The organism is Actinoplanes subtropicus (assembly GCF_000721705.1).
Lineage (GTDB): Bacteria > Actinomycetota > Actinomycetes > Mycobacteriales > Micromonosporaceae > Actinoplanes > Actinoplanes subtropicus.
This window is the reverse complement of record NZ_JOJL01000026.1, coordinates 220,190-243,726: the sequence shown is the minus strand read 5'-3', so window position 1 is coordinate 243,726 and position 23,537 is coordinate 220,190. Positions and strand designations below refer to the sequence as shown.

General features: G+C 71.7%; 30 protein-coding genes. 16 read left to right on the top strand and 14 right to left on the bottom strand.

Annotated elements, in window-relative coordinates; all coding sequences use genetic code 11:
* Positions 1–48 precede the first annotated feature (48 nt).
* Entirely contained in the window at positions 49–405 is a 357-nt protein-coding gene (locus tag IH26_RS0133365; protein ID WP_030440244.1) for a DUF6401 family natural product biosynthesis protein, read from the bottom strand.
* 64 nt (positions 406–469) lie between these two features.
* Positions 470–670: a hypothetical protein gene (locus tag IH26_RS0133360; protein WP_030440243.1), complete on the bottom strand. Its 201-nt coding sequence runs from the start codon at positions 668–670 to the stop codon at positions 470–472.
* Between the two features lie 193 nt (positions 671–863).
* Here IH26_RS0133360 and IH26_RS0133355 point away from each other — a divergent pair, with 193 nt between their 5' ends.
* Positions 864–1,466 (top strand): hypothetical protein, encoded by a 603-nt coding sequence (locus tag IH26_RS0133355; RefSeq protein ID WP_030440242.1) that lies wholly within the window; start codon positions 864–866, stop codon positions 1,464–1,466.
* Here the strand turns inward: IH26_RS0133355 and IH26_RS0133350 are convergent.
* Positions 1,454–1,828, bottom strand: a complete 375-nt coding sequence (locus IH26_RS0133350) for a DoxX family protein (protein WP_030440241.1) — start codon at positions 1,826–1,828, stop codon at positions 1,454–1,456. The two genes, IH26_RS0133355 and IH26_RS0133350, sit on opposite strands and share 13 nt — an antisense overlap.
* Positions 1,829–1,934: 106 nt before the next feature.
* On the opposite strand from IH26_RS0133350, the gene IH26_RS0133345 reads away from it, so the two are divergent.
* The 8 genes from IH26_RS0133345 (at position 1,935) to IH26_RS0133310 (ending at position 9,260) form a co-directional block, all read left to right on the top strand.
* Complete coding sequence (locus IH26_RS0133345; protein WP_030440240.1) at positions 1,935–2,432, top strand: MarR family winged helix-turn-helix transcriptional regulator; 498 nt, start codon at positions 1,935–1,937, stop codon at positions 2,430–2,432.
* Positions 2,432–3,310, top strand: coding sequence for a dioxygenase family protein (locus tag IH26_RS0133340; RefSeq protein ID WP_030440239.1), 879 nt, complete (start codon positions 2,432–2,434; stop codon positions 3,308–3,310). Before IH26_RS0133345 ends, IH26_RS0133340 begins: the two co-directional genes overlap by 1 nt.
* Before the next feature lie 92 nt (positions 3,311–3,402).
* Positions 3,403–4,590, top strand: a complete 1,188-nt coding sequence (locus tag IH26_RS0133335) for a glycosyltransferase (protein WP_030440238.1) — start codon at positions 3,403–3,405, stop codon at positions 4,588–4,590.
* 81 nt (positions 4,591–4,671) lie between these two features.
* Positions 4,672–5,565, top strand: coding sequence for an ABC transporter ATP-binding protein (locus IH26_RS0133330; protein WP_030440237.1), 894 nt, complete (start codon positions 4,672–4,674; stop codon positions 5,563–5,565).
* Between the two features lie 2 nt (positions 5,566–5,567).
* Entirely contained in the window at positions 5,568–6,302 is a 735-nt protein-coding gene (locus IH26_RS0133325) for an ABC transporter permease (protein WP_030440236.1), read from the top strand.
* 19 nt (positions 6,303–6,321) lie between these two features.
* Complete coding sequence (locus IH26_RS0133320; protein WP_245665740.1) at positions 6,322–7,578, top strand: sensor histidine kinase; 1,257 nt, start codon at positions 6,322–6,324, stop codon at positions 7,576–7,578.
* Positions 7,575–8,201, top strand: coding sequence for a response regulator (locus IH26_RS0133315; protein WP_030440234.1), 627 nt, complete (start codon positions 7,575–7,577; stop codon positions 8,199–8,201). The genes IH26_RS0133320 and IH26_RS0133315 overlap by 4 nt, the downstream gene beginning before the upstream one ends.
* Before the next feature lie 72 nt (positions 8,202–8,273).
* Positions 8,274–9,260: a hypothetical protein gene (locus IH26_RS0133310; RefSeq protein ID WP_157437512.1), complete on the top strand. Its 987-nt coding sequence runs from the start codon at positions 8,274–8,276 to the stop codon at positions 9,258–9,260.
* Between the two features lie 307 nt (positions 9,261–9,567).
* Here IH26_RS0133310 and IH26_RS0133305 read toward each other — a convergent pair whose 3' ends face one another.
* The 8 genes from IH26_RS0133305 to IH26_RS64045 all read right to left on the bottom strand — a co-directional run bounded on the left by IH26_RS0133305 (position 9,568) and on the right by IH26_RS64045 (position 16,540).
* Positions 9,568–9,984, bottom strand: coding sequence for a VOC family protein (locus IH26_RS0133305; protein ID WP_030440232.1), 417 nt, complete (start codon positions 9,982–9,984; stop codon positions 9,568–9,570).
* 49 nt (positions 9,985–10,033) lie between these two features.
* A complete protein-coding gene (locus IH26_RS0133300) occupies positions 10,034–10,852 on the bottom strand; it encodes a helix-turn-helix domain-containing protein (protein WP_030440231.1) in 819 nt (272 codons plus the stop codon).
* A 13-nt stretch (positions 10,853–10,865) separates the two neighbouring features.
* Complete coding sequence (locus IH26_RS0133295) at positions 10,866–11,369, bottom strand: hypothetical protein (RefSeq protein WP_030440230.1); 504 nt, start codon at positions 11,367–11,369, stop codon at positions 10,866–10,868.
* Positions 11,370–11,529: 160 nt separating this feature from the next.
* On the bottom strand, positions 11,530–12,297 hold the full coding sequence (locus IH26_RS0133290; protein ID WP_030440229.1) for a hypothetical protein: 768 nt from the start codon (positions 12,295–12,297) through the stop codon (positions 11,530–11,532).
* The gene (locus IH26_RS56345) at positions 12,294–14,072 is read right to left on the bottom strand and encodes an SGNH/GDSL hydrolase family protein (protein ID WP_157437511.1); all 1,779 of its coding nucleotides are present in this window, start codon (positions 14,070–14,072) and stop codon (positions 12,294–12,296) included. The genes IH26_RS0133290 and IH26_RS56345 overlap by 4 nt, the downstream gene beginning before the upstream one ends.
* A 69-nt stretch (positions 14,073–14,141) precedes the next feature.
* Complete coding sequence (locus IH26_RS0133280; protein WP_030440227.1) at positions 14,142–14,672, bottom strand: hypothetical protein; 531 nt, start codon at positions 14,670–14,672, stop codon at positions 14,142–14,144.
* A gap of 64 nt (positions 14,673–14,736) precedes the next feature.
* Positions 14,737–16,368 carry a RecQ family ATP-dependent DNA helicase gene (locus tag IH26_RS0133275; protein ID WP_030440226.1) on the bottom strand — a complete coding sequence of 544 codons (1,632 nt, stop codon included), beginning with the start codon at positions 16,366–16,368 and terminating at the stop codon, positions 14,737–14,739.
* 40 nt (positions 16,369–16,408) lie between these two features.
* Positions 16,409–16,540 (bottom strand): hypothetical protein, encoded by a 132-nt coding sequence (locus IH26_RS64045; RefSeq protein ID WP_281179808.1) that lies wholly within the window; start codon positions 16,538–16,540, stop codon positions 16,409–16,411.
* A gap of 137 nt (positions 16,541–16,677) precedes the next feature.
* Here IH26_RS64045 and IH26_RS0133265 point away from each other — a divergent pair, with 137 nt between their 5' ends.
* Positions 16,678–18,273: a glycoside hydrolase family 3 protein gene (locus tag IH26_RS0133265; RefSeq protein ID WP_030440225.1), complete on the top strand. Its 1,596-nt coding sequence runs from the start codon at positions 16,678–16,680 to the stop codon at positions 18,271–18,273.
* A gap of 29 nt (positions 18,274–18,302) precedes the next feature.
* Here the strand turns inward: IH26_RS0133265 and IH26_RS0133260 are convergent, their stop codons facing one another.
* Complete coding sequence (locus tag IH26_RS0133260) at positions 18,303–18,590, bottom strand: GNAT family N-acetyltransferase (protein ID WP_030440224.1); 288 nt, start codon at positions 18,588–18,590, stop codon at positions 18,303–18,305.
* Positions 18,591–18,648: 58 nt separating this feature from the next.
* Here IH26_RS0133260 and IH26_RS0133255 point away from each other — a divergent pair, with 58 nt between their 5' ends.
* The 6 genes from IH26_RS0133255 (at position 18,649) to IH26_RS0133230 (ending at position 22,176) form a co-directional block, all read left to right on the top strand.
* Positions 18,649–19,473 carry a DUF1206 domain-containing protein gene (locus IH26_RS0133255; protein ID WP_030440223.1) on the top strand — a complete coding sequence of 275 codons (825 nt, stop codon included), beginning with the start codon at positions 18,649–18,651 and terminating at the stop codon, positions 19,471–19,473.
* Between the two features lie 10 nt (positions 19,474–19,483).
* Entirely contained in the window at positions 19,484–20,632 is a 1,149-nt protein-coding gene (locus IH26_RS0133250; RefSeq protein ID WP_030440222.1) for a mechanosensitive ion channel family protein, read from the top strand.
* A gap of 49 nt (positions 20,633–20,681) precedes the next feature.
* Positions 20,682–21,110: a phage holin family protein gene (locus IH26_RS0133245; protein ID WP_030440221.1), complete on the top strand. Its 429-nt coding sequence runs from the start codon at positions 20,682–20,684 to the stop codon at positions 21,108–21,110.
* Positions 21,107–21,385 (top strand): DUF3618 domain-containing protein, encoded by a 279-nt coding sequence (locus tag IH26_RS0133240; RefSeq protein WP_051808952.1) that lies wholly within the window; start codon positions 21,107–21,109, stop codon positions 21,383–21,385. Before IH26_RS0133245 ends, IH26_RS0133240 begins: the two co-directional genes overlap by 4 nt.
* A complete protein-coding gene (locus tag IH26_RS0133235; RefSeq protein WP_030440219.1) occupies positions 21,382–21,651 on the top strand; it encodes a DUF4235 domain-containing protein in 270 nt (89 codons plus the stop codon). The genes IH26_RS0133240 and IH26_RS0133235 overlap by 4 nt, the downstream gene beginning before the upstream one ends.
* Positions 21,652–21,972: 321 nt before the next feature.
* The gene (locus IH26_RS0133230) at positions 21,973–22,176 is read left to right on the top strand and encodes a cold-shock protein (RefSeq protein WP_030440218.1); all 204 of its coding nucleotides are present in this window, start codon (positions 21,973–21,975) and stop codon (positions 22,174–22,176) included.
* Positions 22,177–22,285: 109 nt separating this feature from the next.
* Here the strand turns inward: IH26_RS0133230 and IH26_RS0133225 are convergent, their stop codons facing one another.
* Entirely contained in the window at positions 22,286–22,477 is a 192-nt protein-coding gene (locus IH26_RS0133225; RefSeq protein WP_245665739.1) for a hypothetical protein, read from the bottom strand.
* A gap of 41 nt (positions 22,478–22,518) precedes the next feature.
* Positions 22,519–23,496 (bottom strand): aldo/keto reductase, encoded by a 978-nt coding sequence (locus tag IH26_RS0133220; RefSeq protein WP_030440216.1) that lies wholly within the window; start codon positions 23,494–23,496, stop codon positions 22,519–22,521.
* Positions 23,497–23,537 lie beyond the last annotated feature (41 nt).

The following is a 23,537-nucleotide window of genomic DNA, read 5'->3' as shown; positions in this document are numbered from 1 at the left end:
CGGCGCCGGCCCCGACGAGACGGACAGCCTGTATCGGTGGTTACTGCCTCAGCTGGGGTCCGGCAGCGTACGCGCGAGCGCGCACACGGCGAGCAGCCGGCGCATCACCCAGTCGTCCTCGGTCCAGTCGAACGCGCCGACCGGCGGGCGCCAGCCGTGCGTGAACGCGGCGTCCCGCACCCCCTCGGCGTAGGCCGCGAGGATCACCGCGGTGAGCGGCCGGACGTCGACCGACAGGCTGTCGCGGATGCCGGCGGCGTGCTGGTCGACGACCGCCATCAGACCCGGGTTGGCGTCGGCGGCGTCGAGGCCGGCGACACCCACGGTGTCGTGCAGCTCGGCGAGGCAGGCGTAGGCGGAACGGAGGGCAGCACGGGCGGCGGCGCCGCTGAACAGGCCATTCATGAGAGGAAAAGTTACGGAGCCCGGGTTCGCGAACGGTTCGCCCGACAGGTGCAGCCGGGTAGCGCTACTCCGAGGGCGTGGGGCGCCGGCGCTGCGCGTCGTCGGCGAGGATCACCGTGGCCACCAGCAGGGCGACGACCACGGCGAACAGCCAGGAGGCGTCGTCGATGACCTTGGCAGCCAGCGGGGCCTGGAAGGCGGCCAGCAGAAAACCGAGCCAGGCGAACCGGCGCTGGCGGTCGGACAGGAATCCGGCAGAACGCATTCGACCAGTTTGTCGTGATCAACCGGGATCGCCGTCACCCGTTCGGCCGATTCTCCGTTGTCCGATAGTGCCCCACGGATTGCGTCCCCGCGGCTCAAGGTTCCGGACAATCGTCACATTATCGCTGGTCAGTGCCCTGCTCGGGTGCGCGCCCCGGACCGCGGCACCGGCCGCCGCCGACCGGTCGGACCACGTGGCGGCCGGCCCGCTCCTGGATCGCACCGGCGCGTACTTGACGGTGGCCGACGGCGCCTCCCGCGTCCAGGTCACCACGGCCACCCTGCCCGGCCTGCTCTACCGCATCAGCACCCCCGGCGACTCCGGCCTCGAACCGCGCGTGACCAGCGAGAACGGCACCGTCCGGGCGAGCCTGCTGCCGACCGGCGGGGACGGCCCGGACGAGGTGCGCGTCGTGCTCAACCGGGACGTCCGCTGGTCGATCGCGCTGCCGGCCGGCGCCGGAGAGCAGGAGCTGGACCTGCGCCGTTGCCGCCTCACCCGGCTCGCCCTGGGCGCCTCCGGCCTGGTCGAGGTGCGCCTGCCGCCGCCCGCCGGCACCGTCCCGATCACGCTGGACGGCCCGGTCGGCAGCGTCGTGCTGAGCGGCGACCCGATGCGCCTCGAGCTGGACCGCGGCGCCGGCTACGCCGACCTGCCCTGGACCCGCGCCGGCCAGGCGATCACGTTCCGCTCCGTCGTGCAAACGCCGGGTTGGAGCAAGACCAGCGACCGGTACGCGATAACCGCCCACGCCGGCATCGGCACCCTGACCGTCCGCACCGATCAGAACGAATAGGGCCCGAAGCGACCCCAGACCACCACGACGGCCAGCGCCAGCAACACCAGGTTGCCGATCACCATCTGGTTCTCCTTGCGGCGCGTGTGCACCACGATCGCGCCGAGCATGACGAGCACCAGCCCGGTGGCCGCGAGCGGCGCCAGCACCGGCGCGATGCCGAGCGCCGGCGGCAGGATCAGCCCGATCGCGGCCAGCACCTCCAGCCCGCCGATCAGCTTGACCGTGCCCGCCGGGAAGTCGTCGGTCCAGCCCATGCCGGCCTCCTTGAGCTGCTCCTTCGAACGCAGCAGCTTCATCGAGCCGGCGGCGAGAAAGGCGAGGGCGAGCAGACCCGCAATGATCCACAAAACCACGTTCACAAGGCCCTCCACGGCCGCGATGAGTTGACGAGTGAACCGCACCGTACGGGAAGTTACTTCACGCTGCAAGTGATCGGCGGTTAACGCGTTAAGCTATGCTGGCGTGGTGGAAGCCGAATCGGAGCCCCGCTGGCTGGCCGGCGACGAGCAGGAGACGTGGATGTCCGTCGCCGCCGTCCTGATGCATCTGCCCGGCGCGCTCGACGCCCAGCTGCAGCGCGACGCCGGCCTGACCCATTTCGAGTACCTCGTGTTGTCCGGCCTCTCCATGGCCGAGTCGCACACGATGCGGATGAGTGATCTGGCCGCCGTCGCCGAGGGCTCACTGCCCCGCCTCTCCCAGGTGGTCTCCCGGCTGGAGCGGCGCGGCTGGGTCCGCCGCTCGCCCGACCCGACCGACGGCCGCTACACGCTGGCCGCCCTCACCGAGGAGGGCTGGGCCAAGGTCGTCGCCACCGCCCCGGGCCACGTCGAGGCGGTCCGCCGGTTCGTCTTCGACCCGCTCACCAAGCCCCAGCAGCGCCAGCTGGGCGAGATCGGCCGCCGCATCCTCGGCGCCGTCGCGCCGAACGATCGCTGTCCCACCGTCCGGAAGGCCCCCTGATGTCCTCGATCTTCGATCCGGCGGTGCCGGCCGGCGCGTATGACGAATTCCTGCTCGAAGCACTGCCCGCGGCCCGGGCCCAGCGCGACTGGACGCCGGCCGACGGCCCGCTGCCGGCGCTCTACCTCAGCCACGGCGCCCCGCCGCTGTTCGACGACGGCCCGTGGCTGCGTCAGCTGTTCGCCTGGGCCCAGTCGATGCCCCGGCCGCGCGCCGTCCTGATCGTGTCGGCGCACTGGGAGAGCGCGCCGCTCATGCTCTCCGCGCCGGCCGCGCGTACGCCCCTGGTTTACGACTTCGGCGGCTTCCACCCGCGCTATTACGGGATGAAATATCCGACTCCGGACGCGTCGGCGCTGGCCCGCCGGGTGGCCGGCGCCATGCCCGGGGCCGAGCCGGTCCACCAGCACCCGAGCCGTGGCCTGGACCACGGCGCGTGGGTCCCGCTGATGGCGATGTACCCGCTGGCCGACGTCCCGGTGCTGCAGCTGAGCATGCCCACCCACGACCCGTCCCGGCTGCTGGCCCTGGGCGCCCGGCTGCGCTCGCTGCGGGCGGAGGGCGTGCTGGTGATCGGCTCCGGCTTCATGACGCACGGGCTGCCGTTCATCACCCGGGAGATGATGTCCGGCCAGATTCCGGCCTGGTCCGCCGACTTCGACGCCTGGGTCGGCGACGCGCTGGCCCGCGGGGATGTCGACACCCTGGCAAACTATCGGCGGGCGCCGGGCATGCCGTACGCGCACCCGACGCCCGACCACTACCTGCCGCTGTTCGTGACGCTGGGCGCGGCCACCGACCCGGAGGCCCCGGTCCGGACCGCGATCGACGGCTACATGATGGGCTTCGCGAAGCGCTCGTTCCAGACCGTCGGCTGAAGCCGGCGGGTAGCCTGGGCCTCGGCGATGTTTACCGATTTGGGCGTCGGGCAGAAGCAACGCGTCACCGTCGCCGACCCGGAGGGGACCCCGTGCGCATCGCGATGATCTCCGAGCACGCCAGCCCCTCGAGCGACGGCGGCCGGCCGAACCACGTGGCCGACCTGTCCGCCGCTCTCGCCGAGCTCGGCCACGACGTCCGCGTCTACACCCGCCGCGACGATCCGGCGGCGGCCGACGAGGTCACCACCCCGGGCGGCATCCGGGTGGTCCGCGTCCCGGCCGGCCCGCCGCAGGTCATCCCGCCCGATCTCCTGCTGCCGCACATGGGCGAGTTCGCCCGGTGGCTGGGGGAGCACTGGCGGGGCGCGTCCTGGACGCCGGACGTGCTGCACGCGCACTTCTGGACCGGTGGCCTGGCCGCCGTCACCGCCGCCCGCCGGCTCGGCATTCCCGTGGTGCAGTCGTTCCACGAGCTCGGCGAGATCGAGGCGACCGCCGGCGGCAAGCCGTCGCGGTCCGGCTACGAGCGGGCGCTGGGCCGCGCCGTCGACCGGGTGGTGGCGCAGAATCAGGACGAGGTACGCGACCTGGTGCGCATCGGCGTGCCCAGGACGCAACTGGCCGTGGTGCCCGCCGGGGTCGATTCGGAGCGTTTCACCCCCGAGGGCCCGGCCGTCGAGCGCGACCCGCAACGGCCGCGCATCCTGTCGGTCGGCAAGCTCGTCGAGCGCAAGGGCTTCGGCGACGTCATCCGGGCGATGCCCTACGTGCCCGGCGCCGAGGTGATCGTCGTCGGCGGCCCCGCCCCCGAGCAACTGCCCGCCGACCCGGGCGCCCGCACGCTGCGCGCCCTGGCCGAGAAACTGCAGGTCGCCGACCGGTTCCGGCTGGTCGGTCGGGTGCCGTGGGCGGAGATGCCGGGCTGGTACCGCTCGGCCGACCTGCTGGTGGCGGCGCCCTGGCAGGAGGAGACGGAAACCTCGGCGCTGGAGGCGATGGCCTGCGGCGTGCCGATCGTGGGGACCGCCGTGGGCGGCCTGACCGAGGCGGTGGTCGACGGGCTGACCGGCGACCTGGTGCCGGCCCGCGACCCGCGAGCCCTCGGCGGGGCCCTGCGCCGGCTGGTCAACGACAAGGTGCGCAGGTTCGCGTACGCGACGGCCGCGCTGGATCGCGCCCGCCAGGCGTACTCCTGGAGGCGGGTGGCAGCCCAGGTCGGCTCGGTCTACGCGGCGGTCGCCGGCCGCCGGAAGGGCGCCGAGGCGGTCGCGTCGTAGTCCGGCATCCACCAACCGGTTGATCGAAAGCTTCGCTCGCCGGTCGATTCGGCGGCGGTCGATCCACGCGACGCTCGATGCATGCCAGTCATCGAGGTAACGAACCTGCGGAAGCGCTACGGGGACACGCTCGCGGTACGAGACGTCTCGTTCACCGTCGAGCGCGGCGAGATCTTCGGCATCCTCGGCCCGAACGGCGCCGGCAAGACCACCACGGTCGAGTGCGTGGCCGGCCTGCGCAAACCCGACGGCGGCACGATCACCGTGCTCGGCCGTCCCCCTCGCGACCCCTCGCTCCGGCGTACGGTCGGCGTGCAGCTGCAGGAAAGTCAACTTCCGGACAAGATTTCCGTACGCGAGGCGCTCGAGCTCTACAGCGCCTTCTACCCGGAGCCGGCCGACTGGCGGGCACTGGCCGCCAAGCTCGGCCTATCCGGGGATCTGGGTTCCCGCTACGCGAAGCTCTCCGGCGGCCGCAAGCAGCGGCTCTCGATCGCCCTCGCGCTGATCGGCGATCCCGAGATCGCGATCCTCGACGAGCTCACCACCGGGCTCGACCCGCAGGCCCGCCGGGACACCTGGGACCTGATCGAGTCGATCCGCGACACCGGCGTGACGATCGTGCTGGTCACGCACTTCATGGAGGAGGCGGCCCGGCTCTGCGACCGGCTCGCCGTGATCGACCGCGGCGAGGTCGTCGCGCTGGACACGCCGGCCGGCCTGGTCGACGCGATCAGCGCCGAGCAGCGGATCCGGTTCCGCCCGTCGGTGCCGGTCGACGACGCGCTGCTGCTGGCCGCGCCCGAGGTGAGCGCGGTCGAGCGGCACGGCCCGCAGATCGAGGTCGTCGGCACCGGCAACCTGCTGCACGCGGTCACCTCGGTGCTGGCCGCCCACCAGATCATCGCGAACGACCTCCGGATCGAGCAGGCCAGCCTGGACGACGCGTTCGTCCGGCTGGTGGGAAGGGACTGATCATGTTTGTCAAGCTGACCCGTAACGAGCTCCGGCTGCTGTTCCGCGAGCCGCTGCCGGCCTTCTTCTCGCTGCTCTTCCCGACGATCCTGGTGGCCATTCTCGGCAGCATCCCGGCGTTCCGGCAGCCGAACCCCGCCCTCGGCGGTTCCCGGGTGATCGACATCTACGTCGGGATCGCGGTGGCGCTGACGTTGGCGATGCTCGGGCTGCAGGTCACGCCGCTGGTGCTCGCCACGTACCGGGAAAAAGGGATTCTGCGCCGGCTCGCCACCACGCCGGCCCGGCCCGTGCTGTTACTGGGCGCCCAGCTCACCGCGGCAATGCTGACGGCGATCGTGGCGAGCGCGCTGGCCATCGCGGTCGGCCGGATCGCCTTCGACGTGCCGCTCCCGGTCAACTTCGCCGGTTTTGTCGTGGCGTTTCTCCTCGCGGCGCTCGGCGTCTTCGCGATCGGGCTGTTCATCGCGGCGCTGGCGCCGACCGGCAAGGCCGCCAACTCGATCGGCACGCTGCTGTTCTTCCCGTCGATGTTCTTCGCCGGGCTGTGGACGCCGCGCGAGGTGTTCCCGCACGTGCTGCAGCGGGTCGGCGACTTCACGCCGCTCGGCGCGGGGGAGGTGGCGCTGCACAGCGCGGCCACGGGGCATTGGCCGAGCCTGCTGTCGGCTACCGTGCTGGTGGGCTATCTGGCGGTGTTCGGGCTCGGCGCGGCCCGGCTGTTCCGCTGGTCCTGAAGGGCAGATTATGTCGGACATGTCGGATGTGACCGTGGTGGAACCGTCGCGGCGGCGGCTCGACCGGTGGCTGGCCTGGGTGCCGTACGGCGCTCTGGTGTGTTCGACGCTCATCGTTCCGATCGCGGACATCGCCGACCTGCCGCACCGGCCCTGGCCGGTCATCGGGGCGTCGGTGGTGCTCACCGCCGCGTGGATGCTCTGGTGGACGACGCTGCACCCCGGGTGGGCGGGCGACCGCCGCAAGATGGCGACCTTCTTCCTCGGGCTGATGGCGCTGATCTACCTGCTGATCTGGTGCAGCCCGCTGTTCGGGTTCTTCGCCTGGACCGGGTACCTCTTCGTCGCGTACGCGCTGCATGGTCGTCTCACCCGCCTGGCCGGCGCCAGTTCGGTGGCGGTGGCCACCGCGCTCTCCCAGGCCGGAGGTTTTCCCGCGCTGATATATCGGGGGGCGTGGGGCTACTTCGGCATCCTGCTGCTGTTCAACATCACGATCGCCGGCTCGATGACGATGCTGACCACGATGAACGACGAGCAGACCGCGAGGCGCGCCGAGATGATCCGCCAGCTGGCCGAGGCGAACCGGAAGCTCGAGGCGGCGCTGACCGAGAACGCGGGCCTGCACGCCCAGTTGCTGGTGCAGGCCCGCGAGGCCGGGGTGCACGACGAGCGGCAGCGGATGGCGGGGGAGATCCACGACGTGCTCGCCCAAGGGCTGACCGGCATCGTGACCCAGTTGGAGGCGGCGTCGGCGACGCCCGGCATCGCGCAGCGGCACGTCGAGGCGGCGAAGAAGCTGGCCCGGGAGAGCCTGGCCGAGGCGCGGCGCTCGGTGCAGGCGCTGCGGCCGCAGCCGCTCGACTCGTCGGCCCTGCCGGAGGCGCTGGAGGAGGTCGTCGCCACCTGGTCGGGCCTGCACGGCGTCCCGGCCTCGCTGATCACCACGGGCGCGCCGAGACCGTTACTTCCGGAAATCGAAACCACCCTGTTGCGTACGGCGCAGGAAGCCCTCGCCAATGTTTCCCGCCACGCGGCCGCCGCCCGAGTTTTCCTGACTTTGTCGTATATGGAGGATGTGGTCACGCTGGACGTGCGGGACGACGGCACCGGCTTCGACCCGGCCCAGCCGCCGAAGGAGTCGTCCTACGGGCTCGCGGCCATGCGGGAACGGGTGCTGCGCATCGCCGGGACGCTGTCGGTCGAGTCCGAGCCCGGCGCCGGGACGGCGATCTCGGCCTGCGTGCCGGCCCTCGGGCTGGGGGCGACGGCGTGATCGGGCTGCTGATCGTCGACGACCACCCGGTCGTGCGGGACGGCTTGCGGGGCATGTTCGCCGGTGACGACCGGTTCACGGTGCTGGGCGAGGCGGGCAACGGCCGGGAGGCGCTGGCGGTGGCCCGGTCGGTGTCGCCGGACGTGGTGCTGATGGACCTGCGCATGCCCGAGATGGACGGGGTCACCACGATCCGGGCGCTGCGCGACCAGGGGTCGACGGCCCGGGTGCTGGTGCTGACCACGTACGACACCGACCGCGACGTGCTGCCGGCGATCAAGGCGGGCGCGACCGGTTACCTGCTCAAGGACACGCCGCGGGAGGAACTGTTCCGGGCGGTCACCGCGGCGTACCGCGGGGAGTCGGTGCTGTCGCCCGCCGTGGCCGGCCGCCTGATGGGCACGCTGCGGTCGCCGGCCAAGGAGCCGCTCAGCGCCCGCGAGATCGCGGTGCTCACGCTGATCGCCCGCGGCAACAGCAACCGGGAGGCGGCGTCGCTGCTCTACATCAGCGAGGCGACGGTCAAGACCCACCTCCTGCACGCGTACGCGAAACTGGGCGTCCGCGACCGCGCGGCGGCCGTCGCCGCCGCTTTCGAGCAGGGTCTGCTGAGCCGCTCGTAGTACCAGCGACGTAGACCGGAGTACATCTTCTGGCCGACGTGTTCTTGACGCGCCTTTGGAAAAATCCCTCTCATGCTCACCAACACCACCCCTTCCACCACCCCTTCCACCACGGCCTTGTCACCTGCCGCGGGCGCGGCCTCGGCAGCGGCCCCAAGTCCGATGGCATTGGGGCCGCCGGCCGCGACCGTCCCCGGCGCGCGGGCCATCGAGCGAGCCTGCTATCTGATCGGCGCGGTGCTGATCGCGAGTGGCCTGTTCCACGTGGCCGTCCTGATCGCCTCGGGCGACACCTGGGAGGGGCCGGTTTCCTGGCGCAAGCCGGCAACGTTCGGCCTCTCCTTCGGCCTGACCCTGATCACCATCGCCTGGGTCGGCTCCTACCTCCCGCTGCGCGAACGCACCCGCCGCCTGCTGCTCACCGTCTTCGCCGCGGCCTGCGTAATCGAGGTATCCCTGATCACCGTCCAGGCCTGGCGCCGGGTCCCGTCGCACTTCAACATGGAGACCAGCTTCGACACCGCCGTCTCCCGCGTCCTGGCCGCCGGCGGCGGCGTCCTCCTCCTGGTGATCGCCGCCCTGACCCTCGCGTCCTGGCGCCCGATGCCCACCGTGCCCCCGTCGATGCGCCTGGCCCTCCGCTCCGGCCTGCTGTCCCTCGACGTCGCCCTGCTGATCGGCGCCGTGATGGTGGTAACCGCCGTCCTGGACATCTACCACGGCAACCAGGCGGCCGCCTACGCCGTCGGCGCCCACTGGAAACCGGCCCACTTCGTCCCCATGCACGGCGTCCTGGCCCTGCCGTTGCTGGCCTGGCTGCTCGCCCGCACCCCGCTCCCCGAACGCTCCCGCCTGCACACCGTCGCCCTGGCCGTCGCCGGCTACGCCACCCTCTGCGCGCTGTCGGTGATCGAGTCCGCCGCCGGCGTCAACCCCCTGGACGGCCCCCTCCTCGCCGATGCCGCGACGGCGCTGGCCACAGCCGCCATCATCGCCGCCGCAGCGCGCACCCTGGCTCTACTCCGCAGTCCCGCCCCGCCGACCGTTCCCAGCCCTTGAACAACATCTGACCCGGCCCGCCCGCGTCGCCGTGCCGGCCCGCGTCGCCGTGCCCGCGCCGTGCCGGCCCGCGTCGCCGTGCCTGCCCTCGCGCCGTGCCTGCCCGCGTCGCCGTGCTGGCCCGCGTCGCCGTGCCCGCGCCGTGCGCGCCCGCGTCGCCGTGCCCGCGCCGTGCCCGTCCGAAGCGGGCCACCCGCCGGCACGCCGCGCGCCGTGCCTGCCCTCGCGCCGTGCCTGCCCTCGCGCCGTGCCTGCCCGCATCGCCGCGCCCGCGCGAGCGACGGCGTCTCGGCGCGCTTCTCCGTGCTCACGTCTCCGCGCGTGGTTCGCCTCGGTAGGTGCCGAAGGACCACAGGTTGCCCTCCGGGTCGCGGGCGGTGAACCCGTGCGAGCCGTAATCGGTCGTCTCCGGCGCCCGGATGATCTCGGCGCCGGCCTTGGCGGCTCGGTCGTGGAGGGCGTCGATGTCGTCGGCCACCACGTAGGCGCCGAACGTGCCGGGTGGGAGGGACCACTGGTCGTCGGGGCCGCGGTTCGCCGAGCCGAGCATGATGCCGCCGCCGAGGGGCCAGCTCAACTGGGCGTGGTCGACCCGGTCGCCCTCGCCGTAGACGACGGTCTCCTCGAAGCCGAACGCCTCCACCAGAAACTTGATCAGAGCGCGGGCGTCGGTCGCCCGCAGCGTGGGCCACACCTGCGGTGGCGGTGTCTTCGCATCGGTCATGACCCGATCGTCGCCCGCCGGGGTCGGCCGCGGCTTGGACAAAACCGAACTACGCCTCGGGCAGGTTTTCGATCAACGTGAACTCGTCGGTGAGCCAGCCGGTGGGGGTGCAGCCGGCGAAGGCATGGAACTCGCGTGCGAGATGGGATTGGTCGGAAAAACCGTGCGCCGCGGCCAGGTCGGCCAGGCGGGTGGCCGCGTGCAACTGCCGCCGGGCGCGATCGAAGCGGGCCACCCGGGCGGCCTCCTTCGGGCGCAGTCCCACCTCGGCCCGGAACCGGTCGGTCAGGTAGCGGGCGCTCCACCCGACCTCGCGGGCGACCGCCGCGACCGGGGTCGCCTCGTCGAGCAGGCGGCGGCAGGCGTGCACGACCTCGGGCGCCGCCTCGAAGCCGCGCGGCCGCAGGTGCCGCAGCAGCACGCCGTCGAGGGCGGCGAAGCGGGACCGCCAGTCAGGCGCGCCGCGCAGCCGGTCGCGGACCTCGTCGACCATCAGCGCGCCGAGCACGTCCGCCGCCCGCAGGTCGGCGAAGGCCACTTCTGCGGCCGGCATCCCGAAGAGCGCCCGGCAGCCGAGCGGCCGCAGCGCCACCTGCACCCCGGACTGCCGGCCCGGGTGGGTGATCAGCGCCGGGGTGAGGTGCAGGCCACCGATCAGGGCGTCGTAGCGGCCGGGCGGCTGGCGCGGGTCGGGATGCGCCGCCACCTCGAGCGGGTCGTCCATCGTGAAGATCAGCGTCAGGTACGGCGAGGGCAGGCCGCGATGCCGGGCCGGGGCGACCCCGTCCTGCCGATACCCGGAGTAGAACGCGACGAACGGCCGCAGCGGTACCGCCGGCCGAGCCTGCGCATACTCGTCGACGCTCACCTCACCAGCATGGTCAGTCGGCGAGGGCCTTGGCCAGCCCGTCGCGGAACTCGCGTTCCGAGTCGGTGACCTGCTCGCCGCCGATGCCCAGGACTCCGCCGGTCGATGCGGCGCCGACCACGCTCTCGGCGATCTCGATGAGCCAGTGCTTGTAGGTCTCCGCGTCTGCCTGCTCGGCCTTCGCGGTGAGCAGGGCGTTCGCCTCGGCGGCGCGCTGGAGCACGTCCTGCGCGTACGCGATCGGATCGGCCGGCTCGATCACCGGCGCCTCCTCGCCCAGCTCGGGGTCGCCCACCTCGGCGAGCAGCGCCCCGGCGACGGCCGCCACCAGCGGGCTCGGCGAGACGCGCGCGTCGGCGATCTCGTCGCGGCCGGCCTCGTTCTCGGCCCGGGTCTTGCGGGCGCTGTCGGGGGTGGCGGCGCTGGCGGCGGTCAGCACCGACTGCGGCAGGCCGACCAGCAGCCCCCACTCGGCGTCGGTGAAGCCCAGCTTCGAGTACAGCGGTTCGTCGGTCACGACATCGTCCTCAATTCTCGACAAATCGGCAATTCTCAACAAATCGGCAATTCTCGATAAATCGGTGGCACGAGGCCCGGTCGGCTGGTTCTCTACTACCCCGACCTCGTCGGAGATCACCGACTCGCGGCCGGCGAGACGCAAAGTACCAGCGCCCCGGCTATGGCGTGGCGAGCTGGGCCTGGAGATCGCCGGCGAGGCGCGCCGCCCCGCAGTCGATCGCACGGTCGCCCAAGGTGATGGCGCAGTGGTCGGCGACGAAGCCGATCGCGTCCGCGTCCAGCTTCGGCTGGGTGCCGGTGATGACGCCGTGTTTCGTGGACGCCGTCACGGCGATGCCGGCCGAGCCGGGCCCGCGCGCGCTCAGCGTGGTGTGGCTGAGAAGCACCGTGGAGCGGTCGCCACGCGCCTGCACCGCGATGCCCGCCGGGTAGCGCAGCGAGCCGCCGTTGATCGTCACCCGGCCGGCCGGGTCGGAGAGGGCGACGAGCAGCCCCGCGTCGCTGCTTCCGGTGAGGCTCACGCCGTACAGGGAAATGGTGTTCTGTCCTTGGCCGAAGGCGCTGTCCGAGATGTTCAGCGTCCTGGAGGACAGGCGTACGTCGCGCAGCGAGAACCCGCCGGCCGCGAGTTGGATCGCGCAGGGCACGGACAGGGTCACCGACACGTGCGCGTCGTCGAGGCCCTGCCGGAGGACGACCGCGCCGGGACTCTCCGCGTTCGCCGTCGCCGTGCACGCCGACGCCACGTCGGCCAGCCGGGCGGTGCGCTGGAAGGTGGCCACGCCGTTCGCGATCGAGGGTTCGGCGGCCGGCGCCGCGGGCGCGCGATGCGAGGTGCCGGCGAAGACCGCGCTGTGCCAGGTGGCGAAGCCGATCGACACGGCCGCCACGGTCCCGCCCACGGTCAGCGCGATGCGGCGTTTCATTTGTCGACCCCCGCGTGGAGCCGGCCGAGGATCTGGTCGGCCTGAGCCTGGGCGCCCTTGTCGTTGGGGTACGGGTCGAACGCCCGGCCGGTGGGGGTGTCGAACGAGGGCGGCCAACCGAGGTTGAAGGCGGCCGCGCTCGGCACGCCCGCGACGTCGCAGTCCGAGCCGAACACATAGCTGTCCTTGGCACCTGCGCCGTGCCCGGCGAACTTCGGGGCCGGCGGCACCACCAGGAAGCCGTGCTTGGCCGCCTCCTCGCCGAGCACCCGGTTGAGCTGCCCGGTGACGATCTGCTCGATCGCCGACAGCGGGGTGCAGTCGCTCGTGTTGTACGGGTTGTAATACTGCACGATCGCCACGGTCGCGCCGTTACGCTTGGCCACGTCGAGCCGGCTCATCATGGCCCGCACCTCCGGCCGCATCGATTCGGCGCGTTTGCGGGCGACGTCCTGGCAGGACGGCTCGGCCCCGGAAGACGCAGACGCGAAGGCCGCGCACTGCGCGAACCAGTAGGTGACATCGGACCACCGCATGTCCTCCGCCCCGAGCGAGACCGTCACCAGCCTGGTCGCGTGCTCGGCCTGCAGCAGTTGCGGGGTCCACGAGCCCTTGGCGTTGCTCCCGGCGTTCGCGTCGGCGACCGCCTCGTGCAGGGTGTAGCCCCAGATCACGGCCCGGTGCTCGTCGGCGTACCGGCCGTCGGCCTTGGCGATCCGCTCCGGGTAGGGCATGACCGGCGGGTCGCCGACGCAGCCGTACGCCGCGGCCACCCGGTCCTCCTGGCAGGCCGGTATCGAGAAGCCGGTGGTGGCCGAGTCGCCGACCCCGACGTACGCGGTGCCGGTCCCGCTCCCGGTGGTGACCCCGGTGACCGGCGGGCTCGTCGTCAGCGTGGCGAGCAGGAGGTTGTCGTCGTGCGACGGGTTCGCGGTCCGCACCGCGATGCTCCGGTCCCCGTCGGCGACGAACGGCTTGAGGTCGTAGAGCTCGTGGTCGGCGGAGTCGCCTTCGCCGCCGGCGGTGATCAGCGCGCCGTCGTGCGGCGCGCCATCGTCCGCGCCGCCGGCCGTACCGGTCAGCCGTTTGCCGTCCACCTCCACCGTGCTGTCCTGCCGGGCGCCGCCGGACTGGAACGAGTACGAGATGCCCAGCGACAGCTCCAGCCGGGTGTCCGGGTCCGACTTGTCGATCGGCGCGGCGAGGCTGACCTGGTACTCGTCGCCGGCCGGGCCGGTCGCGCCGTACAGGATCGACACGCTCCGGTCGGCGCGCACCGCGGGGTCGTTGAGGATCACCACGACGATCTCGCCGTCGACCAGGTCGGGCTGCGGCTCGGCGACGACGAAGGACACCCCGCCGGCCGGCGCCTTGTCGATCTTCGTACGGACCAGGTCGGTGATCTCGGTGAAGTAGTTGTACGACCCGATCCCGGTGGCGACCTCGTTCATCATCGCCACCTGCTTGCCGTCCACCGTGATCGGATCGGTCAGCGGCGTTCCGGTGTACCCGGTCGAGGCGATCGCCATGAAGGCCCTACGCACCGTGGCGCCGGCCGGCTTGTGCACCGTGAGCTTGCCGCCCGCGGCCCCGTCGCTCGTCACCGCCGCGATCGACCGGGAGAGCTTGCCCCGCTCGTCGACCTCGAGCCGCAGCCCGGCGCCGGCCGCTCCGCTCGCCGCGCCCGGCGGCGGCGCACCCGGTGTGACGGGCGCAGCCGCGACGGCGAGTAACGCCAGCGCCGCCCACGCCGTTGAGTTCAGTGGTCGCATCACGGTCCGACGCTAGGCGCCGCGGATGCCGCCAAGCATGGTGTTTGCGGGCAAAGGGTTGCTCCGGGTGGATTACCCCATAAAGGGGACGACCGGCCGGAAGCAGTGCCCGGCGGAACGCGGCGCCGGTGGCACGGCGCTGACCATCCGGCTCGGCTCGTCCGGGATCGCGACCGCGTTGCCGTCCAGCACGACCGTCCGATAGCGAGGCAGCCTGCGGGCCAGGGTCGTGAAGTCAAGGAGGTCGACGTACCAGACCACCAGCGTGACGCGGGCGACCGTCAACAGCCGCACCAGCCCCGCATCGCCGGTCGCCGCCCGCAACTCCGCCAGCGGAACCTCCGCCACGGCCACCCGGTCCCGCCCCGGTGGCAGCTGCCCCAGCTGCCCGAACTCGCCCGGCGGCAGCACACCGAGCGGCCGCGCCGAGCTCCCGGAGACGTCGAGCAGCACGACGCAGCCCGACCTCAGCTGGTCATTCGTGTAGTCGAGCCATGGCGTGCCGGGACCGTCCCCGAAGACGGGCGAGGTGACCGGGCGTGGTGCGCGCCGGGCCAGCAACGAACCCCGCGCCAGGGGACCGAACGGACCGGACACCAGCACAGGCGCAGCATCGCACGCCGACGAATCCGCCAAATCCACCATTTGGCGGAGCGAATCCGGCTCCTCAGCCCGCGGTGAGCAGCCGGTTCCGGACCACCACCGGCACCGACAGGGTCTTGTAGCCGACGTCGTCGAAGAGCACCGTCATCCGGTCCTCGGCGTAGCCCATCACCATGCCGAGGCCCCACTCGTGGTGCCGCACCTTGCTGTGCACCGCGAACGGTTCGCCCGCGGCCGGCCGGCGCTCGGCCACCCCGTTGACGCAGTTGTCGCAGTGGCCGCACGGCTTCGCCGACTTCTCGCCGAAGTAGGCGAGCAGCAGCTGACTGCGGCACCCCCGGGATTCCGCGAAGCCGCGCATCATGTCGGTCCGGGAGCGGTCGACCACCTGCTGCCGCTCGTACTCCTTGATCGCAGCCTTGGCCGCGGCGGCCGGAAGGGGTGCGAAGAGCGGAACCGTCATCTTGTTCCTCGCACCGGGCACCGCCGCGCCGGCCAATTCCAGGAGATTGAGGTACGCGCCGAGCTTGCGCGGTCCGAGTCCCGTCTTGTCCTTCAACGCCGACTTGGTCATCGGCCCGGACCGCAACGCCGCGGCCAGCTCCCGCAGTTCGGTCTCGTCCGGCGCGCCGCCGGTGAAGAAGCGCCGGATCGCCTCGTCCTCGGCCCGCCACAGCAGCATCGCGTGCGCCGGTTCGCCGTCCCGCCCGGCGCGGCCGATCTCCTGGAAGTAGCTGTCCGGCGAGTCGGGCAGCGCCACGTGCGCCACCCACCGGATGTTCGCCTTGTCGATGCCCATGCCGAACGCCGAGGTGGCCACCATGATGTCCACCTTGTCCGCAGCGAAGGCCTCCTGCCGCTGCTCGCGCGGCCCGCCGGCCAGCCCGCCGTGGTAGAACGACGCGTTGTACCCGGCCGACGCCAGCCGCTCGGACAGTTCCTCGGCCGCCCGCCGAGTCGCGACGTAGATGATCCCGGGCCGCTCCAGCGAGTCGATCAGCGTGGTGAGCCGCCGCCAGCGGTACGCCTCGTCCGGGCAGTAGGCCACCTCGAGGAAGAGATTTGGCCGGTCCAGCCCCGAGACGTGGATCTCCGGCCGGCGCAGGTGAAGCCGCGCGATGATGTCCTCGCGCACCGGCGGCGAGGCCGTCGCGGTCAGCGCCAGCACCGGCGGCCGGCCCATCTCCTTGATCAGGTCGCCGAGGGCCAGGTAGTCCGGCCGGAAGTCGTGCCCCCACGCGGAGATGCAGTGCGCCTCGTCGACGGCGACCAGCCCCGGCCTGAGCGCCTTGATCTCGGCCAGCCGCGCCGGGTCGCTGAGTTGCTCGGGCGTGATGAAGAGGAACTTGGCCCGGCCGGCGCGGATCTCCTCCAGTGCCGCCTGCTGCTGCTTGGGCGTCTCGGCGGAGCTGACCCGCACCGCCCGCAGCAGCGGGTCACCGCGGTCGTTCAGCTGGGCGATCTGGTCCTGCTGCAGGGCGAGCAGCGGCGAGATCACGATCGTCGGCCCCGGCAGCAGCACCGCCGGCACCTGGTAGATGGCCGACTTGCCGGCCCCGGTCGGCAGGATGACGAGCGCATCCCGGCGGCGTAGCGCGGCGCGCATGGGCCGGAACTGGCCCGGGCGCAAGGAGGGCCACCCGAAGTGGCGGCGGGCGACCTTGCGCAGGCGTGGTCCATACAGGGAGGGCATCATGGCGCGGCCATGATGCCCCATGGATGTGAAGGGCAAACAGCTATTTCTTGCCGCCGAACATCCGGCGGATCGCCCACAGCAGGAACAGGACGGCAAGAGCCACCCCGAGCAGGCGTACGGCGTGAATCTGCGACCAGTCGACGCCCGAGGTCGCGGCGATGGGGTACGGCACGCACGCATGGTACCGAGGCCCAACTAATAGGAAGGTTTGTTGACTAAATCGGCCGCCGGGTGTGACCATGTATCGGCACAACGACGGGGCGCGCTCCCACGAGCGTGCGAAAGACGTCACCGGAGGTACGGGGGCCCATGCCCAACCACGATCTGCCGGAGCTGGCCGCGACGGTGCTCCAGCCAGGCTTCGTCGGCACGACCGCGCCGGACTGGGTCCGCCGATGGCTGGCCGAGGGTCTCGGCGGCGTCGCGCTGTTCGCCCGCAACGTCGAGTCGCCCGCCCAGGTGGCCGCGCTCACCGCCCAGCTGCGCGCCGAGCGGCCGGACGTGATCGTCGCGATCGACGAGGAGGCCGGCGACGTCACCCGCTTCGAGTCGCGGCACGGCAGCTCCCGCCCCGGCAACCTGGCGCTCGGCGCGATCGACGACCCGGAGCTGACCGAGGCGGTGGCCCGCGACCTGGGTGCCGACCTGGCCGCGGCGGGCATCACGCTGGACTACGCCCCGGACGCCGACGTCAACAGCAACCCCGACAACCCCGTCATCGGCGTACGGGCGTTCGGGGCCGAGCCGCACCTGGTCGCGCGCCACTCGGCCGCCTTCGTCCGCGGCCTGCAGGAGGCGGGTGTCGCCGCGTGCGCCAAGCACTTCCCCGGCCACGGCGACACCAGTGTGGACTCGCACCACGACGTGCCGCTGATCGCCCGGGACCGGGCCGCGCTGGACGCCTGCGAGCTGCTGCCCTTTCGTGCGGCGATCCGGGCCGGCGTCCGCGTCGTGATGACCGGCCACCTGCTGGTCCCCGCCTACGACGACAAGCTGCCCGCCACCCTGAGCCGGAAGATCATGACCGAGCTGCTCCGCGAGGAGCTGGGCTTCGCCGGCCTGATCGTCACCGACGGCATCGAGATGCAGGGCGTACGCCGAAAGTACGGCCTGGCCGGCGCCACGGTCCGAGCGCTGGCCGCCGGCGTGGACGCGATCTGCGTAGGCGGCGACCACGCCGACGAACAGACCGCAACCGTCCTCCGCGACGCGATCGTCGCCGCGGTCCGCGAGGGCGACCTCGCCGAGGACCGCCTGGCCGAGGCGGCGGCCCGGGTCCGGGAACTCGGCGCGCGGTCAACCCGCGCCCAGACTCAGACCGGCGCCCGGGCGATCGCGAACGCGGCCCGCCCGGCCGTCGAGCTGGCGGCGGTCCCCCCGGCGCCGGCCGGCGCGGCGCTGGACGAGGCGGCCGGCTCGGCGGTGGGCTTCGAGGCGGCGCGGCGCGCGGTCAAGGTGACCAGGTCGGAGGGCGCCACCTCGCTGCCGATCAGCCGCCCCGCTCATGTGGTCGAGTTCGTCGCGCCGCGCAACATCGCGATCGGCGCGGAGACCCCGTGGGGCGTCGGCGCCCCCCTGGACGACCTGCTCCCCGGCACCACCTCGGTGCGACTGACGGCCGACGACCTCGAAGGTCTCGCCGACCCGGCGGCCCCGGTGCTGGCCGGCGCGGAGGGCCGTGCCCTCGTGCTGGTCGCCCGGGACGTGCACCGGCACCCGTGGCTGGCAACGGCGCTGGCCCGGGTGCTCGAGGCACGCCCGGACGCGATCGTCGTCGAGATGGGCGTCCCGGTTACCATCCTGGGCGGCGTACACATCGCCACCCACGGCGCCACGAGAGCCTGCGGCCTGGCCGCCGCCGAACTCATCGCCGGCGGCCCGATCCCCGCCCCGCTCGCAGCCTGACGCCCGCGCCGCTCGGCGTCCGGCGACCGTCAGGAGGCGATGATGTCGTCGTACTCCGGGTGCTCCTCGACGTAGCGGGCGAAGAACGGGCAGATCGGCACGACCCGCTGCCCGCGGGAGCGAATCAACTCCAGCGTCCGCTGCGCCAGCTCATTGCCGATCCCCCGCCCGCGGAAGGCCGGCTTCACCTCGCTGTGCGTGACCACAACGGTGTCCTCGCCGCGATGCCGATACATGGCAAGCCCGGCCGCCTCGCCGTCGACCAGCAGCTCGAAGCGGTGATTCTCGGCGTTGTCGCGCACCTCGTAGTCGCTCACGGCCTCAACTCTAGGGTCGAAAGGTTTGTCTGACGTCGGCACGGGTCAATTGAGGGGCATGTCTTCCGCCACGTCTCATGTCAAGTACACGGCCTCCCGAGCGGCCGACAGCAAGCCGCTGGAGTACGTGGCCCGCGCCGGCTTCGTCGGCTACGGCATCATCCACCTGCTGTTCGCCTGGGTCGCCTTCCAGGTCGCCTTCCGCGGCTCCGGCCAGGAGAGCGACCAGTCCGGCGCCCTGAAGACGCTGGCCGGCAACGGTGTCGGCAAAGTGTTGCTGGTCCTGATCGGGATCGGCATGATCGGCCTCGCCGTCTGGCAGGCCTTCGCGGCGGCGATCGGCGAGAGCGGCCCCCGCACCAGGACCGCCATCGCCGAGCGGGTGATCTCCGGCGTCCGCGCGCTCCTCTACCTCTGGCTGGCCTTCTACGCCTTCAAGATCCTCAACGGGGCGAACGCGTCGATGGCGCAGAACCAGCAGAGCAAGTCGGCGACGATCATGGCGCACTCGGGCGGCCGCTGGCTGGTCGGGTTCGTCGGGCTCGTGGTGATCGGCGTCGGCATCGGCATTTTCCTGTACGGGTGGAAGAAGACGTTCCTCAAGCGCCTCAACACGCAGCAGATGACGCCCTCGGTCCGCAAGTCGACGACCCGTCTGGGTATGGCCGGCTACGTCGCCAAGGGTGTCGCGTACGCCATCGCCGGGGTTCTGGTGTTCATCGCGGCCGTCACCTTCGACCCGAACAAGGCCCGGGGCCTCGATGCCGCGCTGAAGACGCTGGCCGGGCAGCCGTGGGGAGTGTGGCTGCTGGCGTTGATCGGGCTCGGCATCGCCGCGTTCGGCGTCTACTGCTTCGCCCAGGCGCGGTACCGGAGGGTGTGACGCCCCGCCGATGATGATCGCCATCCTGACCGTCGCGATCGCGGCCGGCGCCGCGATCGTGCTCGTCGAGATCCTGCACGCGGCGACGAGCCGGCTCGGGCGGCGCTCCGAACTCGCCGCCGACCTGGCCCGCACCGCGCACCACCCGTTCCTCGCCACGGTGACCCTGTTCGCGATCCAGCAGGCGGTCCGGGGCTGGGCCGGCGACTTCCCCGGCCGCGGCCCGATCCTGCACCTGCTGGTGATCCTGTTCATCGCCGCGTTCGCCTGGCTGGTCGCCGCCCTCGTGCTGGTGCTCGAGGACACCGCGCTCGCCCGCTGGCGCACCGACGTGCCGGACAACCTGAAACGCCGCCGGGTCAAGACCCAGGTGGTGATCCTGCGCCGGGTCACCGTCGCCGGGGTCGTGGTGCTCGCCCTCGGCGTGGTGCTGATGACCTTCCCCGGGATCCGGGCGCTGGGCGCCAGCGTGCTCGCCTCGGCCGGGCTGGTCTCGGTGATCGCCGCGCTGGCCGCGCAGAGCACGCTCGGCAACGTCTTCGCCGGGCTGCAGCTCGCGTTCAGCGACGCCGTGCGGGTCGATGACGTGGTCGTGGTCGAGGGGGAGTGGGGCCGGATCGAGGAGCTCACCCTCACGTACGTGGCCGTGCAGATCTGGGACGACCGCCGGCTGCTGCTGCCGACCTCGTACTTCACCACCAAGCCGTTCCAGAACTGGACGCGTACGGGCTCGGCCGTCCTCGGCACCGCCGAGCTGGACGTGGACTTCTCGGCCGACGTCGAGTCCCTGCGCACCGAGCTCCGCACGGCCTGCGAGGGCTCCAAGCTCTGGGACGGCCGGGTCTGCGTGCTGCAGGTGACCGACGCGGTCGGCGGGAACGTCCGGCTGCGCGCACTGGTCAGCGCCGCCGACGCGGCGGCCCTGTGGGACCTGCGCTGCCTGGTGCGTGAGCGCCTTGTCGCGTACGTCTGGCAGCACCAGCGCGACAGCCTCCCCAAGGTGCGCGCGGACCTCGATCGGTCCGCCGAGCCCGCCCCGCCCCGGGCCACGCCCCGCGAGCCGTCCAGCGACGCCCAGGTCTTCTCCGGCGGCCGGGACGGCGAGGAGCGCGGCGCCCGCTTCGCGGGGGCGCAGTCACATTTTCCGCAAGGGGATTGACGCCTTGTTGATCAGGGCATAAACCCTGGGTAGGGAAAAGGGGGACACCATGGCCGACGTCCTGAACGGCAAGCGACCGGTCGCCGAGCAGTCGACCGCCGAGCTCGTGCAGACCGCGAGCGAGCAGCTCTCGCGCCTGGTCCGCGACGAGATCGCGCTGGCCAAGGCCGAACTCGCCGAGAAGGGCAAGCACGCCGGCATCGGGATCGGCCTGTTCGGCGCCGGGGGAGTCTTCGTCTTCTACGGCGTGGGCGCGGCGATCGCCACCCTGATCATCGTGTTCGACCTGTTCCTGCCGCTCTGGCTGGCCGCGCTGATCTGGACCGTCGCGTTGTTCCTGGTCGCCGGAATCCTGGCGCTGTTCGGTAAGAATCAGGTGACCAAGGCGGTCCCGCCCGAGCCCAAGGCCGCGATCGAGAGCGTGAAGCTCGACGTGGACGAGGTCAAGCAGGCGGTCAAGGAGCGGAGCCGGGCATGAGTGAGCGGACGGACGATACGGCGACGCCGGCGCCGAAACCGACCATCGAGGAGCTACGGGCCGAGATCAAGCAGACCCGGGCCGACCTCGGCGAGACGGTGCAGGCCCTGGCGGCCAAGGCCGACGTCAAGGCGCGGGCGAGGGAGCAGGTCGAGGTCGCCCGGGAACGCGCCCTCGAGACGGTCCGGACCAACCAGGTCCCGATCGCGATGGTGGTGGCCGCCGCGGTGGCGGTGGCCGGGATCATCCTGGTGCTGCGAGGGAGGCGGCGTTGAGCAAGGTATCCAAGATCGCGTACAAGCCGGTGGGGCTGCTGCTGGGCGCGGCGGCCGGCGCGCTGGCGGGCTTCGCGTTCAAGGAGGTCTGGAAGGTGGTGTCCGGCGATGACGATGCGCCGAATGCGACCGATGAGGACCGCGGCTGGGGGGAGATTCTCGCGGCCGCCGCGCTCCAGGGCCTGATCTTCGCTGTCGTGAAGGCGGCCGTCGATCGAGGTGGCGCTACCGGAGTTCGTAAACTCACTGGCCAGTGGCCGGACTAAGAGTTTGCCACAGCGCAACGGCCTCCCACATCGCGAGAGCGAAGTGGGGGGCCTTTTCCGCATCAGCAGACGTTTATTCGATTTGCTCCGGGGGCAGCTTTGCGGGTGGCTTTTCGGGTACAGTGTGCCCAGTTTTTGCGTACGTGGTTCGCTGCTTCCGCCAAGACCGGGGATGCCGACCGGTATGAGTGTCGGTGGGTGTCGCCGGGTTGCGGCGGATGGGACGTCCTCTGAAAGGGCCGCCTCACGGCGCCGCTGCTCGAAAACGGTCATAGGCCCTGGGCTTTAGCAGGGCTGGCTTTTTCAGAGGGAGAGTTGAGCATGGCGCAAGGAACCGTGAAGTGGTTCAACGCGGACAAGGGCTTCGGCTTCATCACCGTCGATGGTGGGGGTGCTGACGTGTTCGTCCACTTCTCGGCCATCCAGATGAGCGGTTACCGCAGTCTGGAGGAGAACCAGCGGGTGGAGTTCGAGATCGCGCAGGGTCAGAAGGGCCCGCAGGCGGAGCAGGTTCGCCCGCTCTGAGACATCACGCCGGTCCCCCGTGACCGGCACGCCGATCGCCTGGCGGAGGTCGGCTTGGATCGAGACAAAGGCCCCGCACTCTCGTCGCAGAGTGCGGGGCCTTTCTTGTTTATTGCCCTTGTCTTTTTGATCGAGATCGGACACGCTCGCCGATCACCGTCAAGATCAAGCCGATCACGGCAACACCGGCGCCGATGAATGTCCAGACGTGTTTGCCGCTCATCTTGCTGTCGGGGAGAATGTCAAGTCCCTGGACTGTCCACAACGCACCGACAACGATCGCGAGAAGGCCGATCGTCATGAGCAACCATCCCTTGAGGTGGGGCGGTCTTGCCGGTTCGTTCACCATTTGTCATGCACCGCCGGGCGGATCAGTTCGTCGTAAACGGCCCTGACCGCCGCCTGGGTCTCGGCCGGCAGCGGCGCCAGGCCGGCCGCGGCCGCGTTGGCCCGGGCCTGCTCGGCGTTGCGGGCCCCCGGGATGACCACGGTGACGCCCGGCTGATCCACGATCCAGCGCAGCGCGAACTGCGCCATGCTCGCGCCGGTGGGAACCAGCGGGCGCAACCGGCGGACCGCCTCGAGGCCGGTCTCGTAGTCGACGCCGGCGAAGGTCTCGCCCACGTCGAACGCGTCGCCGTGCCGGTTGTAGTTGCGGTGGTCGTCGGCCGGGAACGTGGTGTGCTCGTCGTACCGGCCGGAGAGCAGTCCACTGGCGAGCGGCACCCGGGCGATGATGCCCACCCCGGCCGCCGCGGCGGCGGGCAGCACCCGCTCGAGCGGCTTCAGCCGGAACGCGTTGAGGATGATCTGCACGCTCGCGGTCCCCGGGCGGGCGATCGCCGCGAGGGCCTCGTCGGCCTTTTCGACGCTCACCCCGTACGCCCGGATGCGTTTTTCCTGCACCAGGGTGTCGAGCGCGTCGTAGACCTCGCCGGAGGAGAAGACCGGGGTCGGCGGGCAGTGCAGCTGCACCAGGTCGAGCGTCTCGACGCCGAGGTTGGCCCGGGAGCGGTCGGTCCACCGGCGGAAGTTGTCCAGCGTGTAGTTCTCGACCGTCTGCGGCTCGCGGCGCCCGATCTTGGTGGCCACGGTCAGCTGTGGTTTGTCCTTGATGAACGAGCCGATGATCTGCTCGCTGCGCCCGTCGCCGTACACGTCGGCGGTGTCGATGAAGGTGACCCCGGCGTCGCCCGCGGCCTGCAGGGTGGCGTGCGCGTCGGCCTCGCTGACGTCACCCCAGTCGGCGCCGAGCTGCCAGGCGCCCAGGCCGATCACGCCGACCGCGCGGCCCATCCTCGAGAAGCTGCGATTTTCCACCGCCCGACCCTATCGCCTCCTCTGCTATCTTCTAGCAAGAC

What these genes read in the sequence shown, in the direction of transcription:
- IH26_RS0133365 (WP_030440244.1), bottom strand. Translation starts at nt 405, where the DNA reads ATGAATGGCCTGTTCAGCGGCGCCGCCGCCCGTGCTGCCCTCCGTTCC.
- IH26_RS0133360 (WP_030440243.1), bottom strand. Translation starts at nt 670, where the DNA reads ATGCGTTCTGCCGGATTCCTGTCCGACCGCCAGCGCCGGTTCGCCTGG.
- IH26_RS0133340 (WP_030440239.1), top strand. Translation starts at nt 2,432, where the DNA reads ATGTCCTCGATCTTCGATCCGGCGGTGCCGGCCGGCGCGTATGACGAA.
- IH26_RS0133330 (WP_030440237.1), top strand. Translation starts at nt 4,672, where the DNA reads ATGCCAGTCATCGAGGTAACGAACCTGCGGAAGCGCTACGGGGACACG.
- IH26_RS0133325 (WP_030440236.1), top strand. Translation starts at nt 5,568, where the DNA reads ATGTTTGTCAAGCTGACCCGTAACGAGCTCCGGCTGCTGTTCCGCGAG.
- IH26_RS0133320 (WP_245665740.1), top strand. Translation starts at nt 6,322, where the DNA reads ATGTCGGATGTGACCGTGGTGGAACCGTCGCGGCGGCGGCTCGACCGG.
- IH26_RS0133310 (WP_157437512.1), top strand. Translation starts at nt 8,274, where the DNA reads ATGCTCACCAACACCACCCCTTCCACCACCCCTTCCACCACGGCCTTG.
- IH26_RS0133305 (WP_030440232.1), bottom strand. Translation starts at nt 9,984, where the DNA reads ATGACCGATGCGAAGACACCGCCACCGCAGGTGTGGCCCACGCTGCGG.
- IH26_RS0133290 (WP_030440229.1), bottom strand. Translation starts at nt 12,297, where the DNA reads ATGAAACGCCGCATCGCGCTGACCGTGGGCGGGACCGTGGCGGCCGTG.
- IH26_RS0133275 (WP_030440226.1), bottom strand. Translation starts at nt 16,368, where the DNA reads ATGATGCCCTCCCTGTATGGACCACGCCTGCGCAAGGTCGCCCGCCGC.
- IH26_RS0133265 (WP_030440225.1), top strand. Translation starts at nt 16,678, where the DNA reads ATGCCCAACCACGATCTGCCGGAGCTGGCCGCGACGGTGCTCCAGCCA.
- IH26_RS0133255 (WP_030440223.1), top strand. Translation starts at nt 18,649, where the DNA reads ATGTCTTCCGCCACGTCTCATGTCAAGTACACGGCCTCCCGAGCGGCC.
- IH26_RS0133250 (WP_030440222.1), top strand. Translation starts at nt 19,484, where the DNA reads ATGATGATCGCCATCCTGACCGTCGCGATCGCGGCCGGCGCCGCGATC.
- IH26_RS0133245 (WP_030440221.1), top strand. Translation starts at nt 20,682, where the DNA reads ATGGCCGACGTCCTGAACGGCAAGCGACCGGTCGCCGAGCAGTCGACC.
- IH26_RS0133240 (WP_051808952.1), top strand. Translation starts at nt 21,107, where the DNA reads ATGAGTGAGCGGACGGACGATACGGCGACGCCGGCGCCGAAACCGACC.
- IH26_RS0133230 (WP_030440218.1), top strand. Translation starts at nt 21,973, where the DNA reads ATGGCGCAAGGAACCGTGAAGTGGTTCAACGCGGACAAGGGCTTCGGC.
- IH26_RS0133225 (WP_245665739.1), bottom strand. Translation starts at nt 22,477, where the DNA reads ATGACGATCGGCCTTCTCGCGATCGTTGTCGGTGCGTTGTGGACAGTC.